Here is a 15,173-nt window from a genome sequence, read left to right as displayed (position 1 = left end):
GTGCACGGCACAATGGGCCGGGTGCGTATCAGGATGCTTGGACCGCTCGACATCCGAGCAGAGGACGATCGGCCCATCGAAGTGCCCGGTGCCCGACTGCGCGGGCTGCTGATCGCCCTCGCGCTCGAGCCCGGCCGCGCCGTCTCGAAAACGAAGCTGGTCGACTGGATTTGGGGTGAGCAGCCGCCCTCGGACGCGGCGAACGCCCTGCAGGCCTTGGTCTCCCGGCTGCGGCGGCTGCTGCCCGAGGGCTCGATCGAGGTGCAGGCGGGCGGCTACCGGCTGGTGGTGAATCCCGACGCCGTGGATGCCGTGCGCTTCGAACGGCTCGTCGAGCAGGCCCGCGGCGGTGACGACGCGCATCAGGCGCGGCTGCTGCGCGAGGCCGTCGACCTGTGGCGCGGCGCCCTCATGCAGGACATCGGGGCGCCCGACAGCGACGACCTCACCGCGGTACAAGTTCGATTCGACGGCCTGCGCCTTGCCGCCATGGAAGACCTCTACGAGGCGGAGATCCGGCTCGGTCGCGGTCCCGAACTGATCGCCGAGCTCACCGAGGCGACCACCCAGCACCCGATGCGGGAGCGACTGGCCGGCTCGCTCATGCGCGCGCTCGCCGACGCGGGCCGCGGCAATGACGCGCTCACCGCCTACGAGCGGATCCGCGAGACGCTCGCCGACGAACTGGGCGCCGACCCCTCCCCCGAACTCTCCGCCCTGCACGTCGCCCTGCTGCGCGGCGAGATCGGCGCCAAGGACACCGAGCGCAAGACCAACCTGCGCGCCGAATTGACCACGTACGTCGGCAAATACGCCGATATCGCGGTGGTCCGCGAACTCATCGCCGCCCACCGGCTCACCACGCTCACCGGCCCGGGCGGTTCCGGCAAGACCCGGCTCGCCCTGGAGACCGCGCACACCCTGCTCGACGATCTGCCCGACGGCGCCTGGCTGGTGGAATTCGCCTCCGCCGACGCGTCCGGCGATCTGGCCCAAACCGTGCTCGCCGCACTGGGTTTGCGCGATGCGCTGCTCGGCGGCGGTACCCAGGCGGAACCGATGGACCGGCTCATCGCCGCCCTGCGCGAGCGCGAGACCCTGCTGATCCTCGACAACTGCGAGCACGTCATCGACTCCGCGGCGGCCTTCGCGCACCGCCTGCTCGGGGAATGCCGCAAACTCCGGATCCTCGCGACCAGCCGTGAGCCGCTGGGCATTACGGGCGAGGCGCTGTGGCAGGTGGAACCGCTGAGCCTGCCCGCCGAGGGCGCGGACCCCGCCGATATCGAATCCTCTCCCGCCGTCCAGTTGCTGCTGGACCGGGCGGGCGCGGTTCGCAAGGACCTGCCCACCGACGCGGCCGCCCTGGCGACCATGGCCCGGATCTGCCGTGCGCTCGACGGTATCCCGCTGGCCATCGAATTGGCGGCGGCCCGCCTGCGCACCATGTCCCTGGACCAGCTCGCCACCCGCCTCGACGACCGCTTCCGCCTGCTGACCAGCGGCAGCCGCACCGCGATCCCGCAGCATCGGACCCTGCGCGCGGTGGTCGACTGGAGCTGGGAGCTGCTCTCGGAGCCCGAGCGCATGGTGCTGCGCCGCCTCGCGGTCTTCTCCGGCGGCGCGAGTCTCGAAGCGGCCGAACAGGTCTGCGCCGATGCCACGGTGGAGCAGTGGGAAGTGCTGGAGCTGCTCACCGCGCTGACCGACAAATCGCTGCTGCTGGTCACCGAGAACGGCGGCCCGCGCTATCGCATGCTCGACACCATCAAGCAGTATGCCCGCGAGCGTCTCGAGGAGGCCGGGGAAGCGGATCGGATACGGCGAGCACACCTTTCGTACTTCACCGACCTCGCCGCCAAGGCCGAACCCCGCCTGCGCCGGGCCGACCAGGTGGAATGGCTGGCCGTCCTGGATCGCGAGCACGACAACCTCGCCGCGGCCATGCGCGGCGCGCTCGCGGCGGGCGAGGGCCCCGAGGCCATGCGGCTCGCGGCGGCCGGCGGCTGGTACTGGTGGCTGGCCGGGCACAAGGCCGAGGGCCTCGAATTCGTCACCGCGGCAGCCGAACTGCCCGCCGAGGTGGAGGTCGAGACCCGGGTCACCGTCTACGGGCTGGTCTCGCACTTCCTGTCCTCCGGGCCGAACGACCAACGCCTGATGCAGGAATGGATCCACAAGGCCTACGAACTCAGCCCCGCCGACGGCGGCCACCACCCCACGGTGGCGCTCATCGCCGCCCTGGAGCGCCTGTTCCAGGGACCGGAGGCAATGCTGACCGCGTTCGAACCGCAACTCTCCGACGAGGATCCGTGGGTGCGTGCCCTGGCCCGGTTGCAGATGGGCAAGATGCGGGTCGTCCTCGGCCAGGACGGACCGGAGGTGGACGAGTACCTGGAGGCGGCACTCGCGGAATTCCGGGCCATCGGTGAGCGCTGGGGTACCGCCTTCGCGCTGACCGAAGTGGCGGACCGCCTCGCCATGCGCGGCGAATTCGTCGCCGCCTGTGAACTTTTGGAGCAGGCCGTCGGCGTGGTCGCCGAGGTCGGCACGCTCGAGGACATCGTGCGCATCCGCTCGCGGCAGGCCCAGTTGTACTGGCTGCTGGGCGATTCGGAAGCGAGCGCCACCGCCATCGCCCAGGCGCAACGGGCGGCGGATCGCGGCGGGTGGCCGAACGCACAGGGCGAGGTCGCCCTGGCGAAGGCCGAGCTGGCCCGCCTGAGCGGTGACGCCGAGCAGGCGTACCACCAAATCGACCGTGCCACCGCGCTGTTCGATGACGGCGAGGAGCAGCCGTTCGTCACGGCGGTGATCCATAACCTGCGCGGATACCTGGCCGAGGATCTCGACCGGGCCCGTGAACACCACGCCTCCGCCTTCAAGGCGGCCGTCGAATCCGGTCACGCCCAGTTGATCGCCCAGGTCGTCCTCGGCATTGCTGATCTCGCGCTGCGCAGGGGCCGGGACGAGCAGGCCGCCCGGCTGTTCGCCGCCAGCATCGCGGTGCGCGGCCTGCCCGATCGTTCGGTCCCCGACGCGGACCGCATCGAGCGGGAAACACGACAACGCCTCGGCGAAGCGAACTTCACCGAGGCGTTGCGGGAGGGTTCGGAGGCGAACTGGGCCGAGCTGGCCGAGCTCACGCTCGCTTGTTGAACGTGGCACGCGACCACAGGTATCCGACGATGGCGAACCCGGCGGCCCAGGCCAGGGCGGCCGCGGTGTAGCCGCCCGACGGGTGTCCGGTGAGAAACCCGCGCAGGGATTCGATGATCGGCGTGAAGGGCTGGTACTGCGCGAACTGCCGCACACCCTGACCCATCTTGTCGGCCGGCACGATCGCGCTGCTCAGGAAGGGCAGCATGATCAGCGGCACCACCGACATGCCCGCGGACTCCGGGGTCTTGGCCGCCATACCCAGCGCGACGACGAGCCAGGAGGCCGCGAACGAGGTCGCCAGCAGGACGCCGATCGCACCCAGCCACTCACCCGCGCTCGCCGGAGAGCGGAAGCCCAGGGCGAAGGCCACCCCGAGGACCGCGACGATGGCGATCACATTGGTGATGATGGTGGCCGCGACATGGCCGGTCAGCACGGCGCCGCGGGAGACGTCCATGACCTTGAACCGGTTGATCACGCCCTTGGCCATATCCGAGCTCACCGAGACCGCGGTGCCGGAGAGTCCGTAGTTGATGGCCAGCAGGAGCATGCCCGGGGTCGCGTAGTCGATGTAGTGCCCGCCGACATTGAAGGCGCTGCCGAACACGTAGACGAAGATCAGCAGCATCATCACCGGCATGAGCGCGGCATTGAAGACCGTGACGGGATTGCGGAGGATGTGTTTGAAGTTGCGGCGCAACATGATCGACGAATCGCCGATCGAGGCCGACAGGCTGGACGGGGCGACGGTGGTCGCGGTCGCGGTGCTCATTGTGCTTCGGCCTCCGTGGTGGCGTGCCCGGTCAGGGCAAGGAAAACGTCATCGAGATCAGGGGTGTGGATGGAGACCTCTTCGGCCTCGAGGGAGTTGTCTGCGAGCCGATCCAGCAGGGCGCGAAGGGTTTTCGTGCCGCCGTTGCCGGGGACCTGCAGCGAGAGGGAGTCGTTGTCGGGAGTCGCGGTGGGCAGCACCCGCGCCGCGGCCGCCAGCTGGCCGAGATCGGTGAAGCGGAGCTGGACATAGCTGCCCGGCACCTGGCGCTTGAGCTCATCGGCGGTGCCCTCGGCCACGATGCGGCCGCCGTCGAGCACGGCGATGTGGTCGGCCAGCTGATCGGCTTCCTCGAGGTACTGGGTGGTGAGGAAGATGGTCACGCCGTCGTTGACCAGTTCGCGCACGATCTCCCACATGGTGCGGCGGCTGCGCGGATCCAGGCCGGTGGTCGGCTCGTCGAGGAAGACGATCCGCGGCTTGGTGACCAGCGTCATCGCCAGATCCAGCTTGCGGCGCATGCCGCCGGAGTAGGTCGAGGCCTGCTTGCCGGCCGAGGCCGTGAGCTCGAAGCGGTCCAGCAGATTACCGACGATCTGCTTGCGCTCGTTGCCCTTCAGCCGGTGCAGATCCGCCATCAGCTGGAGGTTCTCCTCGCCGGTGAGCAGATCGTCGACCGCGGCGAACTGGCCGGTGACGCCGATCGAGGCGCGCACCGCCTTGGTCTGGGTGGCGATATCGAACCCGGCGACCTGCGCCGAGCCGCCGTCGGCGGTCAAGAGTGTGGTGAGCACGTTCACCGTCGTCGTCTTGCCCGCCCCGTTCGGACCGAGCAGCGAGAAGATGGTTCCCGTACCGATATTCAGGTCGATGCCGTCGAGGACCGTCTTGTCCCCGTAGGCCTTCCGCAGCCCGGTTGCCGCGATTGCTGTGCTGTTCATGGGGACTACTTTGATCAGGCCGCCTGATATGGACCTGACACCGACCTGACATGCCCCCTGATGCGGGATATCCCCAGTTCAGCGGGGATTTACGGCTTGATCGCGGAGAGCCCGTAGAGGACCGGGACGATCGGAGCTGACGCCGGCAGCCGCCACCAGCCGTCCTCCGTCTGGACCATGTGCGGCCAGCGCGGCCACGGGAGCGTATCGGTCTCGGTGAGGCCGGTGATCCGCAGCCCCGCGCCCAGCAGCGCGTTGACGACCTCACCGAGACCGTGCCGCCATTCGTAGGCGGTGGTGTCGGAGGTGAGGTCGGGGCCGTCGGTGTAGGTGTGCACGCTGTCGCGGCGTTGCGCGCCCCGGCCCTCGAGGTAATCGTCGTGCAGGACAAGCTGTTCCGGGTCGACACCGGGCGGCGGGGTCGGGCCCAGGGCATGCAGCAGGGGATGGAATTCGGCCAGATAGAGCAGTCCGCCGGGGCGCAGGAGATCGGCGATCACCCGCGCCCAGCGGTCCAGATCGGGCAGGTAGCAGAGTGCGCCCTTGCCGGTGTAGACAATGTCGAATTCCCTGCCGGGCAATGCCTCTCGCGCATCGTAGACATCGGCGCACACGTATTCGACCGTTTCCCCGGCCAATTCGCGCGCGTGCCGCACCGATTCCGCCGAGAAGTCCAGCCCGACCGCGCGGGCCCCGCGCCGCGCGAATTCGATTGTCTCCGTACCCAGATGGCACTGCAGGTGCAGCACATCGCGGTCGCGCACCTCGCCGAGCGCTTCCCATTCGAACGGGGCGAACCAGAAGCCCGATTCATGGTCCCGATAGAAACTGCTGGCGGCGTGAATGCCCGCACGGGCATCCCAGTTTCGGCGATTCACCGACAAGGGATCGATGGTCACGCCGCCATCGTAGGCAATCAGAACAGGGACTGGTTGTCGGCCGCGATGAAGAAGCCGTGGCCGCCGACCGAGCAGCGGATGCCCGAGGTCATGGATTCGCAGATGACGCCGCGAACGCCGATGGTTTGGCCGTATTCGAGGACCTTGCCGCCGCCCTCGTGGAAGCCCGGCGCGGTCGAGCCGTCGGTGGGCGGACCGACATAGACACCCTGGTTCAGGCAGATGAATTGCGCGGCACCGCCGCTGACCTGCGCGGCCACCTCGTGGGCCGGATTGTTCGCACAGGACAGGCCCGCCGGAATGACGGTGGCGTTCTTCAGCTGGCAGCCCACGGTGTGGATGTCGTCCACGTAGATACCGCATTTGATGTTCTTGCTCGGCGACTGGAAGTAGTAGTGGCCCTGCGACTCGAAGTCGCGGGCGTCCACATTCACGTCATCGCGATTCGGCAGCGTCGTCGCCTTGGCGGGCGCGGTGCCGGGTGCGGGATTGTCCTGGGTGGGATTGCCCGGCGCGGCGGTCGTGCTGACCTGTGCGGGCTGGCCGCCCGGGCTGGTGCCCGGTGTGCCGGTCGTCTCCGGGTCGCAGGCCGCCAATGCTCCGACCATCAGGAGGGCGGCGGCCGCGGTGAGGAGCCTTTTCATGATCACTTCGCTTTCGGTCGTCGAGCATGGGTCGGTGGCGCCACCAGCAGTTCAATTCCCCCACAGAAACATTCGTTCGAATCACCGAAATCGTTAGTCGAAGCAAGAGCCCCCGGTTCGACGGGCTTGACGGCAATCATCGCCCCGGATATTCGCGCCCGGGCGCGCGACACCCGCTCTAGGCTGTGGGAATGACGCCGCTGCAGCGCTATATCGCAGAGGAAATCGCCACCGATCACGTAGAGGGTCTGCTCAGCCGCCGCGAGGCCCTGCGGCGACTGGGCCTGCTCGGCATGGGAACGCCCGCGGCCGTGGCCTTGCTGGCCGCCTGCGCGGAATCCGGCAAGCAGTCCTCACCCACCACGGCCACCACGTCCGGATCGGCCTCGGCCGCCGCCCCGCCGGGCGAGGCCACGGCCCTGCCCACCACCCCGATCACCCTGCCCGGCCCCGAGGGCCGCACGCTGCAAGCGGCCTGGGCGGCGGCCCCGCAACCCAGGGGCGGGGTGCTGGTGATCCACGAGAACAAGGGGCTCACCGACCACATCCGTTCCGTCACCGGACGTTTCGCGGGCGTCGGCTACTCGGCGCTGGCCGTGGACCTGCTCTCCGAGGAGGGCGGCACCGCCACCTTCACCGACGTGGCCGCGGCCACCGCCGCATTGAGCAAGATCCCGCAGGACCGCTTCGTCGCCGATCTGCGCGCGGGTTTGACCGAACTGGGCAAGCGGGTGCCGGGAAAGAAGCTGGGCGCCACCGGTTTCTGCTTCGGCGGCGGCCTGACCTGGCTGCTGCTGACCTCGGGCACACCCGAATTGGCCGCTGCCACACCGTTCTACGGCCCCTTCCCCGACGGCGGCGCGATCACCGAATCCAAGGCGGCGGTGCTGGCCGTCTACGGCGCGCTGGACGCGCGCGTGGATGCCTCGCGCGCGGCGGCCGAGGCGGCGCTGGACAAGGCGGGCGTGCCGCACGAGAGCTATGTCGCCGAGAATGCCGATCACGCCTTCTTCAACGACACCGGACAGCGCTATCAGCCCACCGCTGCCGCGGAGGCGTGGCGGCGCGTAATCGACTGGTACAGACGCTATCTCGCCTGAGGGCTACCGTCCCGCCAGCAGCCCCGCGGCGACGACCTCCGCGAGCCGCTCGCTCGAGTCCGCGCCGACCTCCTTCTGAAACCCGAAGAGCGAGTAGAACACCGGCCCCGCCATCAGCAGATGCACTTCGGCTGGGTCGGGCAGCTCGGTCAATTCCCCTCGGGTGACGGCTTTTTCGAGAATGTCACGTATGTAGTCGATTTCCACGCCCAGCGCCGATTCCCGGAAGCTCTCGGCCAGTGCGGCGTCCTTGGCCAGTTCGGCGATCAGCGCGGGCCCGGCCTCGCGGGCCAGCGGATTGCCCATCGACTCCCTGATCTTGTGCGCCAGCTCGAGCAGATCGCTGCGCAATGAACCGGTATCGATGGGCGTGGGCAGCGCGGTGTCGTGAATCGCCGCCCGGAACGCCATTTCGGCCTTGGACCCGAAGCGGCGATAGATCGCGGCCTTGCTGACGCCCGCCGCCGCGGCCACGGCGTCCACGGTCAGCGCGGCGTATCCGCCGCGCGCGAGCAGGTTCCGGGTGGCGGCCAGCGCACTGTGATCGATGCGATCCTCCCGGGGGCGGCCGGGACCTTGTCGTGGCGTGCTCACGGTGCCACTATATCGATACTCCAGTTTCGAAACTCGAGTATCGATATTCCCTCAGAGGAGCAGACCATGACCACGGTCGACAGCATCTCCCCCATCCAGCGCGATCCGGCCCGCGCCCGCACGATCTGGGCCGGGCGCTCGATCATCGCGATCGGCGTCCTGCACACCGCCTACTTCCTGCCCGTCACCAAGCCGAGTTGGTCCGACTGGTTCTCCGGCAGCCTGTCGCGCGGCGGCGACCGCCCGTCCGACGCGCAATCCCTGGCCGACTTCTGGGCGCTCCCCGGCAGTTTCGTCGTCCCGCTCATCGCGCTCGGCGCGCTGATCATCAAGTCCGGCCGCGAGGACCGCGAAATTCCGCGCTCCGTGGGCATTTCGCTCGGCATCTGGTCCGCCGCGAATTTCGCACTGCTCTTCCCCTCCGGCTTCGTCCTGGGCCTGATCCCCGCCGGGCTGCTGGTCGCCGCACGCCGCACACGGCGCTGATGTTCGATCGCTCGGGCACTGAATTTCGACGGCTCGGGCGCTGATGTTTTGATGGCTCGGTGGAATTGCGCCAGTTGCGGTATTTCGTGACCGTCGCCGAGGAACTGCACTTCGGCCGGGCGGCCGAACGTCTGCACATCGCGCAGCCCGCGGTGAGCCAGCAGGTCCAGCGCCTGGAACGGGATCTGCGGGTGCAGCTGCTGGACCGTTCACCGCGCCGGGTCCGGCTCACCGAGGCCGGACTGCGCTTCCTGCCCGCGGCGCGAGCCGTGCTCGCCGCCGCGGATCAGGCCCGGGCCTCGGTCGCGGACCTGACCGAGGGGCGGGCCGAGGTCTTCCGGCTCGGCACGGTGACCGGACTCGGCGAGCGGCTCGACGCCGTGCTCGACGCCTTCGCCGACAAGGCCCCGCAGGTGCAGGTGGAGCTGATGGCGCTGCCCGTGCGAGACCGGTTGACCCAGGTGGCGGACGGCCGCCTGGACGCGGCCTTCGTGCGTTCCCCCGAGCCGGACGAGAGCCCCGAACTGGATTTCCTGCCCGCCTGGGAGGATCCGCTGGTGGTGGCTCTTCCCGCCAAACACCCTCTGGCAAAACAGGATTCGGTACGCCTGACCGATCTCGCCGACGTGCCGCTGCGATTGACCGAGCGGCGCAACCATCCGGCGCTGGTGGATCTGGTGCTGAACGCCTGCGCGCGTGCGGGATTCGAGCCGGTGCCCGCGCCGACCTCGACCACCCTCCAGGACACGCTCGCCGCCATCGGCGCGGGTTCGCCCATGTGGACAGTGGTGTACGAGTCGAATGCCCGCCAGGTGCACAACTCGCGGGTGGCGTTCCGGCCGTTCGCGGGCGCGGGCCTGAGCCTGCCCATCGCGCTGGCGGTCCGCGCGGACGCCGCCTCGCCGAGCCTGCGCCTGCTGGGCGCGCTGCTGGCGGATTCACGATAAGGATCGCTTATCGCTGCGCTAGCGACCTGCTCATTGGTCGGCGCGCGGAATTCCGGTGAACTGTTCTCAGGCCGCCGAAAGAATCGGAACTCGGAGCGACAAACTCCGAAATGGCCTGTATCCCAAAGCATCTCGCGAAGGAGAACAGTCATGCCCATCGTCACCGTCCAGCAGGGCCCCCGCACCGTCGAGCTGAAGCGCGACCTCGTCCGCCGCATCACCGACGCCTTCGTCGACGCCTACCAGATCCCCGCCGAGGCCGTTCAGGTCTGGATCCACGAGACCCCCGCCGACAGCTGGGGCACCGCCGGCCGCCTCACCGCCGACGGCAAGTAGCCGGTGCCCGTCGGTCCGCCGCGGTCGACCCGCCGGGTTCCCGGATCCGGTGCGACCTCGCCCGCGACGGGCCGTCCCGCAGCGCCGCGCCCGTCCGTATCATGCCCTCCCCCAAGGACTTTCCATGCCTATCGCCGTTTTCGCGCTGGCCGTGTGCGCCTTCGCCATCGGACTGACCGAATTCGTGGTCGCCGGATTGCTGCCCGATATCGCGACCGACCTGAACGTGTCGATTCCGGCCGCGGGACTGCTGGTCTCCGGCTACGCGCTCGGCGTGGTGATCGGCGCGCCCCTGCTCACCGCGCTCACCGGCGGGGTGGAACGTCGCCGCCTGCTGACCGGGCTCATGGGCCTGTTCCTGGCGGGCAGCGTGGTCTCCGCGCTGGCGCCCGGTTATGCGGTGCTGATGGCCGGACGCCTCGCCGCCGCGCTGGCCCACGGCGCGTTCATGGGTGTCGGCACCGTGGCCGCCGCGGAGATGGTGGCGGAGTCCAGACGGGGGCGGGCGGTATCCCTGGTGATCAGCGGCGCGACCCTGGCCACTGTGCTCGGCGTGCCGATGGGCACGCTGGTCGGCCAGCACCTCGGCTGGCGCGCCACCTTCTGGGCGGTCACCGTGTGCGCGGCGATCGGCCTGGCCGGAGTGGCCACCCTGGTGCCCCGCGCCGACCGCAGCGCCGCGGGGGATCTGCGCACCGAGATGACCACGCTGCGGCAGCGACCGGTGGCGCTCGCCCTGCTGACCACCGTGCTCGGATTCGGCGGCGTCATGACCTCCTACACCTACATCGCCGAAATGGCCACGCGGGTAGGCAGTTTCGCGAGCGGCTCGGTCATCTGGATCACCATGTTGTTCGGTCTGGGCACCTTCGTCGGCAACCTGCTCAGCGGCCGATTCACCGACCGCTACCCGCGCGCCGCCGCCCCGGGCTCCCTGGCGCTGCTGGCCCTGGTGCTGGCCGCCTTCACCCTCACCATTCACGACAAGACGGCCGCCTGCGTCACCGTATTCCTGTTCGGCGCCGCCGCTTTCGGCACGCTCGCACCGCTTCAGACGCAGATCATGGCCAAGGCCGGGGCCGCCCCGACCCTCGCGTCGGCCACCAATGTCGCGGCCTTCAATCTGGCCAACACCCTCGGACCGTTGCTGGGCGGCGGGCTGCTCAGCGCCGGATTCGGCTACGCCACATTGAATCTCGCCGGCGCCCTGTTCACCCTCCTCGGCCTGGGCGTCTCCTTGCGCGGCCTCGCCACCGATTCTTCGAGAAAGGAAATCCCATGCCCTTCGCACCCGCAACCCTCTCCCACGGTGCCAGCTCCGTCGAATATCTCGTCGCCGGAACCGGTCCGGGCGTAGTCCTGGTGCACGGCACCTTCGCGCACGCCGAGGCCAACTGGGCCGAATCGATTGCGCTGCTGAGCGACCGCTTCACCGTCGTCGCCCCCAATCTCGCGGGATCGGGCGCCACCACCGGACCCGACGAGGTCAGCGTCGAGGATCTCGCCGACCAGGTCCTGGCCGCCGCCGACCATGCCGGTCTGACCACCTTCCACCTGGCCGGGCACTCCCTGGGCGCGGTGGCCGCGGCCGCGCTGGCGGCCCGGCATCCGGATCGTGTGAACGCGCTTGTCCTGCACGCCCCCTGGGCGGCCACCGGGACCCGCGCCGCCGCGCAGTTCGATCTGTGGCAGCACCTGCTGCGCACCGATCCGGACGCGCTGGCCCGGCTGCTGCCGTTGACGGTATTGAAGCCGGAGACCCTCGCGCTGTGGGGCGCGGACGAATTCGAGCAGACCGTCGCCGCGTTCGCCGGTCTGATCAGGCCGGCACATGCCGCTCAGATCGCCGCCGATCGCTCGGCCGATATCCGAGACCTGCTGCCGCGCATCGGCTCTGCCACACTGGTGCTCGCCAGCGCCCAGGATCAGATCGTGCCGATCGCCGAGCAACGCGAGGTCGCCCATGCCATTCCCGCCGCCGAATGCCTCGAATTCGACGCCGGACACGCCCTGCCGCTCGAGGACGGGCCGGGTTTCACCAAGGCGATCGCCGAGTTCTTCGATCGCCACACTCGCGCCGCCTGACCATCCCCGCGAATATCGCGCGACCGACACCTCCGGCCCCGGACCGACCATCCGGTACCGCGAGGTGTCAAGGTCGTCCCAACTACATATCGACTACACATCTCCGCAGGTAGGCCGCATATTCAGTGATAAACCGGCATCATGAGTGAGCAAGTCGGCACCGCCGTCGGCCCGACAACGGCCGGACGCTCGGTGGAATTCTGGGGCTATTGCATGTGGGGCCTCGCGGGTCTGGCAATCGCCGTGTCCGAACTGGCATCGGTGTTCTCGCTGGCGAGCTGGCCGACCATTTCGAACACGATCGGGCATCTCGAGACCCAGCACGCCTGGGTCCGGCTGGTCGTGGTCGCGGTGATCGTGCTGCTGGCGTATTACGCCGTCCCGCAACTGGCCACGCCGCCCGAACCGGTGGTACAGGAGGTCGGCGGGCGCACCCTCACCGCGAACGGCCGTGTCACCAAATCGGATTCGCCGATCACCCTGCTGGGCGCGGGCTACCTGCTGACGGCCGTCGGCACCTACGTGTTCGGCGTCCTGTTCGCCGCCGCCGACCGCGGCATGCACGGGAACTCCTACCTGGGTGCGTACGTGCTGTACGGCCTCATCGCCCTGATGTGGGTCATCGTCCCCAGCATCCTGGCCATGTTCTTCAGCCGAGATGTCCCGTTCCCCACGCTGTTTCGCACCGTCGGGTATCTGGAGCGCCGCGCCCACCCGGTCGCCGCCATCCTGCTCGCCGGACTCGTGGTGCTGCTGATCCACCTGGCCTTCTACCCGTGGCCCGTGGTCGCGAACTGAGCGGTCGACCGAAAACCGTTGCCTGTCAGCTCATTTGCGCCCGCGTAGCACCAGGAAGGCCGCGTAGGCCGCCCCCGCCACGCCGACCGCCACGACCACACCGATGGTTGTCAGGATTGCGTCCACGCCCCGATTCTAGGCGCGGACGTGCGGCGACGGGGCGGGCTCGGCCACTCCTCGCGCTTTCGCGGGCGTGCCGCGCATGACCGATCACGCGAACAGGCGTATGCAGGAGATATGGGTCGCCATCCGCAGCGAACGCCGTTCTACGGAGTGCTGATGCTGGGCGGGGCCATGCTCACCGGGCTGTGGGTCCGGGACTGGCCCTGGATATGGCTGCGGGCGCTCGGATTCATCGCGCTCTTCCTGATCGCAGCGGCCGGGTTCCTCATGACGTTCCGCGATTACTCATAGCAAATATTGCATACATAGCGATTCGTGCATATGGTATCTCGGGGCACCACCGAAGGAGGGTTATGAGCGAGCACGGGCATTCACACGGCCATGGCAGTGACGTCAAAGGGCACGGGCACGACGGGCATTCCCACGGCGCGACCGCCGACAGCGACAAGCGCTGGCTGGCCGGCGCGCTCGCGGTGATCGTCGCGTTCCTGCTCGGCGAGGTCGTGGTCGGCCTGCTCGCGCAATCGCTGGCCCTGCTCTCCGACGCCGCGCACATGCTCACCGACGCGGCCTCGATCGTGCTGGCACTGTGGGCGATCCGCCTGGCCGCCAAGCCCGCCGCGGGCCGCATGACCTACGGCTGGAAGCGCGCCGAGATCCTATCCGCCCAGGCCAACGGCCTGACCCTGCTCGGCCTGGCGGCCTGGCTGACCTACGAGGCCATCCGCCGGCTCATCGATCCGCCCGACGTCACCGGCGGCCTGGTGCTGGTCACCGCCCTGGTCGGCATCGTGGTGAACGTGCTGGCCAGCTGGATGATCAGCCGCGCCAACCGGACCAGCCTCAATGTCGAGGGCGCCTACCAGCACATCCTCAACGACCTGTTCGCGTTCATCGCCACGGCCGTCGCCGGTCTGATCATCATGCTCACCGGCTTCACCCGCGCCGACGGCATCGCCACCCTGATCGTGGTGGTGCTCATGGTCAAGGCCGGTGTCGGGCTGGTCCGCGCGTCGGGCCGCATCTTCCTCGAGGCCGCGCCGAGCTATCTGGACCCGGTCGAGATCGGCCGCGAGATGGCCGCGGTGGATTCCGTGGTCGAGGTGCACGACCTGCACATCTGGGAGATCACCTCCGGCGTCCCCTCACTGTCGGCGCACATCCTGGTCGCACCGGGGGCGGACAGTCAGTCGGTGCGCGCGGCGGTTGCCCACATGCTGGCCGAGAAGCATCACATCGATCACGCCGTGCTGCAGGTCGACTTCACCGATCACGACGAGTGCCCGGACGATATCGACCACGATCACGAGCCGCACTGCGCCGAGCCGCACGGGCCGGTGCATCGGAAGACCATCTCCACCAACTGATCCGCTGCCACGGACCAATCGCCGTCAGGCCGTGACGGGGTGCCGTTCGGCCAGCCGGGCCAGCGCCGCCGCGGCCGGGGTGCCCGGCGCCGCGGTGTAGACGACCAGTAGCTGATCGGGATCGCCCGGCAGCGCGAAGGTTTCGTAGCCGAGCTCCAGCGGCCCCACCTCGGGATGCTGGATCAGCTTGGCGCCGCGAGTCTTCTCCTTGATCGGATGCGCTGCCCACAGGCGCGCGAAGTCCGGGCTGCGGTCCGACAGCTCCTCGACCAGTGTGGCCAAACGCGGATCGTCGGGATGCAGGCCCGCATCCCGGCGCAGGAACGCGACGGTCTCGGCGGCGACCCGCTCCCAGTCGGGGTAGTAGACCGGCGCGGCGGGATCGAGGAACAGGTAGCGGGCCTGATTACGCTCTTCGTCCGGGACGCGCGAGAATCCGGATACCAAGTCCCCCAGGGTATTCCAGGCCAGCACATCCATGCGCCGCCCCAGCACGAACGCGGGTGCCGCGAGGGCGTCGAGTACCAGCCGGACACCCGGTGCGACGGTGTCCTGGTAGACGCCGGAGGCCGTGGTGGGCCGGGCGTCGACCGTGCCGCCCGGGCGCGCCAGCGCGTACAGGTGCAGGCGCTCGGATTCGCTGAGGCGCAGCGCGCGGGCCACCGAATCGAGCACGGCGTCCGAAACATGTTTGCCGCGACCCTGTTCCAGCCGGATGTAGTAGTCGACGCTGACCCCGGCCAGCTGCGCCACCTCCTCGCGGCGCAGCCCGGCCACCCGGCGGCGGCCGTATTCGCGCAGGCCCGCGTCGGCGGGCTGAATGCGGGAGCGGCGGGAGCGCAGGAAATCGCCCAGGTCGTTCTGCATGGGATCCAGCGTACGAACTCATCCTGGTACCGGCAGACCCAGGAAAGGTTGA

At 69.1% G+C, this 15,173-nt stretch carries 16 protein-coding genes; 10 read left to right on the top strand and 6 right to left on the bottom strand.

Annotated elements, in window-relative coordinates:
• The first annotated feature begins 21 nt into the window (after positions 1–21).
• Positions 22–3,159, top strand: a complete 3,138-nt coding sequence (locus ON43_RS04250) for a BTAD domain-containing putative transcriptional regulator (protein ID WP_040803781.1) — start codon at positions 22–24, stop codon at positions 3,157–3,159.
• Here the strand turns inward: ON43_RS04250 and ON43_RS04245 are convergent.
• From ON43_RS04245 to ON43_RS04230, 4 genes are all read right to left on the bottom strand, one after another.
• Entirely contained in the window at positions 3,143–3,934 is a 792-nt protein-coding gene (locus tag ON43_RS04245) for an ABC transporter permease (RefSeq protein ID WP_051177870.1), read from the bottom strand. The genes ON43_RS04250 and ON43_RS04245 overlap by 17 nt on opposite strands.
• Positions 3,931–4,875, bottom strand: a complete 945-nt coding sequence (locus tag ON43_RS04240) for a daunorubicin resistance protein DrrA family ABC transporter ATP-binding protein (RefSeq protein WP_040803709.1) — start codon at positions 4,873–4,875, stop codon at positions 3,931–3,933. Before ON43_RS04240 ends, ON43_RS04245 begins: the two co-directional genes overlap by 4 nt.
• An 89-nt stretch (positions 4,876–4,964) precedes the next feature.
• Entirely contained in the window at positions 4,965–5,774 is an 810-nt protein-coding gene (locus ON43_RS04235; protein WP_040803708.1) for a class I SAM-dependent methyltransferase, read from the bottom strand.
• 17 nt (positions 5,775–5,791) lie between these two features.
• Positions 5,792–6,418, bottom strand: coding sequence for a hypothetical protein (locus tag ON43_RS04230; protein ID WP_245568462.1), 627 nt, complete (start codon positions 6,416–6,418; stop codon positions 5,792–5,794).
• Between the two features lie 191 nt (positions 6,419–6,609).
• Here ON43_RS04230 and ON43_RS04225 point away from each other — a divergent pair, with 191 nt between their 5' ends.
• Positions 6,610–7,518: a dienelactone hydrolase family protein gene (locus tag ON43_RS04225; protein ID WP_040803706.1), complete on the top strand. Its 909-nt coding sequence runs from the start codon at positions 6,610–6,612 to the stop codon at positions 7,516–7,518.
• A 3-nt stretch (positions 7,519–7,521) separates the two neighbouring features.
• On the opposite strand, the gene ON43_RS04220 is transcribed toward ON43_RS04225, so the two are convergent.
• Positions 7,522–8,112, bottom strand: a complete 591-nt coding sequence (locus ON43_RS04220) for a TetR-like C-terminal domain-containing protein (RefSeq protein WP_051177869.1) — start codon at positions 8,110–8,112, stop codon at positions 7,522–7,524.
• Positions 8,113–8,178: 66 nt separating this feature from the next.
• Between ON43_RS04220 and ON43_RS04215 the strand changes: the two genes are divergently transcribed.
• The 8 genes from ON43_RS04215 (at position 8,179) to ON43_RS04185 (ending at position 14,254) form a co-directional block, all read left to right on the top strand.
• Positions 8,179–8,598, top strand: a complete 420-nt coding sequence (locus ON43_RS04215; RefSeq protein ID WP_051177868.1) for a DUF6463 family protein — start codon at positions 8,179–8,181, stop codon at positions 8,596–8,598.
• Between the two features lie 59 nt (positions 8,599–8,657).
• A complete protein-coding gene (locus ON43_RS04210; protein WP_040803704.1) occupies positions 8,658–9,545 on the top strand; it encodes a LysR family transcriptional regulator in 888 nt (295 codons plus the stop codon).
• Between the two features lie 150 nt (positions 9,546–9,695).
• Positions 9,696–9,881 (top strand): 4-oxalocrotonate tautomerase DmpI, encoded by a 186-nt coding sequence (dmpI, locus tag ON43_RS04205; RefSeq protein ID WP_036545806.1) that lies wholly within the window; start codon positions 9,696–9,698, stop codon positions 9,879–9,881.
• 124 nt (positions 9,882–10,005) lie between these two features.
• Positions 10,006–11,238: an MFS transporter gene (locus ON43_RS04200; RefSeq protein WP_040803702.1), complete on the top strand. Its 1,233-nt coding sequence runs from the start codon at positions 10,006–10,008 to the stop codon at positions 11,236–11,238.
• Complete coding sequence (locus tag ON43_RS04195) at positions 11,160–11,966, top strand: alpha/beta fold hydrolase (RefSeq protein WP_040803700.1); 807 nt, start codon at positions 11,160–11,162, stop codon at positions 11,964–11,966. The genes ON43_RS04200 and ON43_RS04195 overlap by 79 nt, the downstream gene beginning before the upstream one ends.
• Before the next feature lie 141 nt (positions 11,967–12,107).
• Positions 12,108–12,764, top strand: coding sequence for a hypothetical protein (locus ON43_RS04190; RefSeq protein WP_040803699.1), 657 nt, complete (start codon positions 12,108–12,110; stop codon positions 12,762–12,764).
• A 237-nt stretch (positions 12,765–13,001) separates the two neighbouring features.
• The gene (locus tag ON43_RS45465) at positions 13,002–13,178 is read left to right on the top strand and encodes a hypothetical protein (RefSeq protein ID WP_167333407.1); all 177 of its coding nucleotides are present in this window, start codon (positions 13,002–13,004) and stop codon (positions 13,176–13,178) included.
• A gap of 62 nt (positions 13,179–13,240) precedes the next feature.
• Positions 13,241–14,254, top strand: a complete 1,014-nt coding sequence (locus ON43_RS04185) for a cation diffusion facilitator family transporter (protein WP_040803698.1) — start codon at positions 13,241–13,243, stop codon at positions 14,252–14,254.
• 24 nt (positions 14,255–14,278) lie between these two features.
• Here the strand turns inward: ON43_RS04185 and ON43_RS04180 are convergent, their stop codons facing one another.
• Positions 14,279–15,121, bottom strand: a complete 843-nt coding sequence (locus ON43_RS04180; protein WP_040803696.1) for a helix-turn-helix transcriptional regulator — start codon at positions 15,119–15,121, stop codon at positions 14,279–14,281.
• Positions 15,122–15,173: the final 52 nt, after the last annotated feature.

Origin of the sequence: Nocardia concava NBRC 100430 (genome assembly GCF_000308815.1) — a bacterium.
Taxonomy (GTDB): Bacteria; Actinomycetota; Actinomycetes; order Mycobacteriales; family Mycobacteriaceae; genus Nocardia; species Nocardia concava.
This window is presented reverse-complemented; position numbering and strand designations above follow the sequence as displayed.

What these genes read in the sequence shown, in the direction of transcription:
- ON43_RS04245 (WP_051177870.1), bottom strand. Translation starts at nt 3,934, where the DNA reads ATGAGCACCGCGACCGCGACCACCGTCGCCCCGTCCAGCCTGTCGGCC.
- ON43_RS04240 (WP_040803709.1), bottom strand. Translation starts at nt 4,875, where the DNA reads ATGAACAGCACAGCAATCGCGGCAACCGGGCTGCGGAAGGCCTACGGG.
- ON43_RS04230 (WP_245568462.1), bottom strand. Translation starts at nt 6,418, where the DNA reads ATGAAAAGGCTCCTCACCGCGGCCGCCGCCCTCCTGATGGTCGGAGCA.
- ON43_RS04225 (WP_040803706.1), top strand. Translation starts at nt 6,610, where the DNA reads ATGACGCCGCTGCAGCGCTATATCGCAGAGGAAATCGCCACCGATCAC.
- ON43_RS04215 (WP_051177868.1), top strand. Translation starts at nt 8,179, where the DNA reads ATGACCACGGTCGACAGCATCTCCCCCATCCAGCGCGATCCGGCCCGC.
- dmpI (WP_036545806.1), top strand. Translation starts at nt 9,696, where the DNA reads ATGCCCATCGTCACCGTCCAGCAGGGCCCCCGCACCGTCGAGCTGAAG.
- ON43_RS04200 (WP_040803702.1), top strand. Translation starts at nt 10,006, where the DNA reads ATGCCTATCGCCGTTTTCGCGCTGGCCGTGTGCGCCTTCGCCATCGGA.
- ON43_RS04195 (WP_040803700.1), top strand. Translation starts at nt 11,160, where the DNA reads ATGCCCTTCGCACCCGCAACCCTCTCCCACGGTGCCAGCTCCGTCGAA.
- ON43_RS04190 (WP_040803699.1), top strand. Translation starts at nt 12,108, where the DNA reads ATGAGTGAGCAAGTCGGCACCGCCGTCGGCCCGACAACGGCCGGACGC.
- ON43_RS45465 (WP_167333407.1), top strand. Translation starts at nt 13,002, where the DNA reads ATGGGTCGCCATCCGCAGCGAACGCCGTTCTACGGAGTGCTGATGCTG.
- ON43_RS04185 (WP_040803698.1), top strand. Translation starts at nt 13,241, where the DNA reads ATGAGCGAGCACGGGCATTCACACGGCCATGGCAGTGACGTCAAAGGG.
- ON43_RS04180 (WP_040803696.1), bottom strand. Translation starts at nt 15,121, where the DNA reads ATGCAGAACGACCTGGGCGATTTCCTGCGCTCCCGCCGCTCCCGCATT.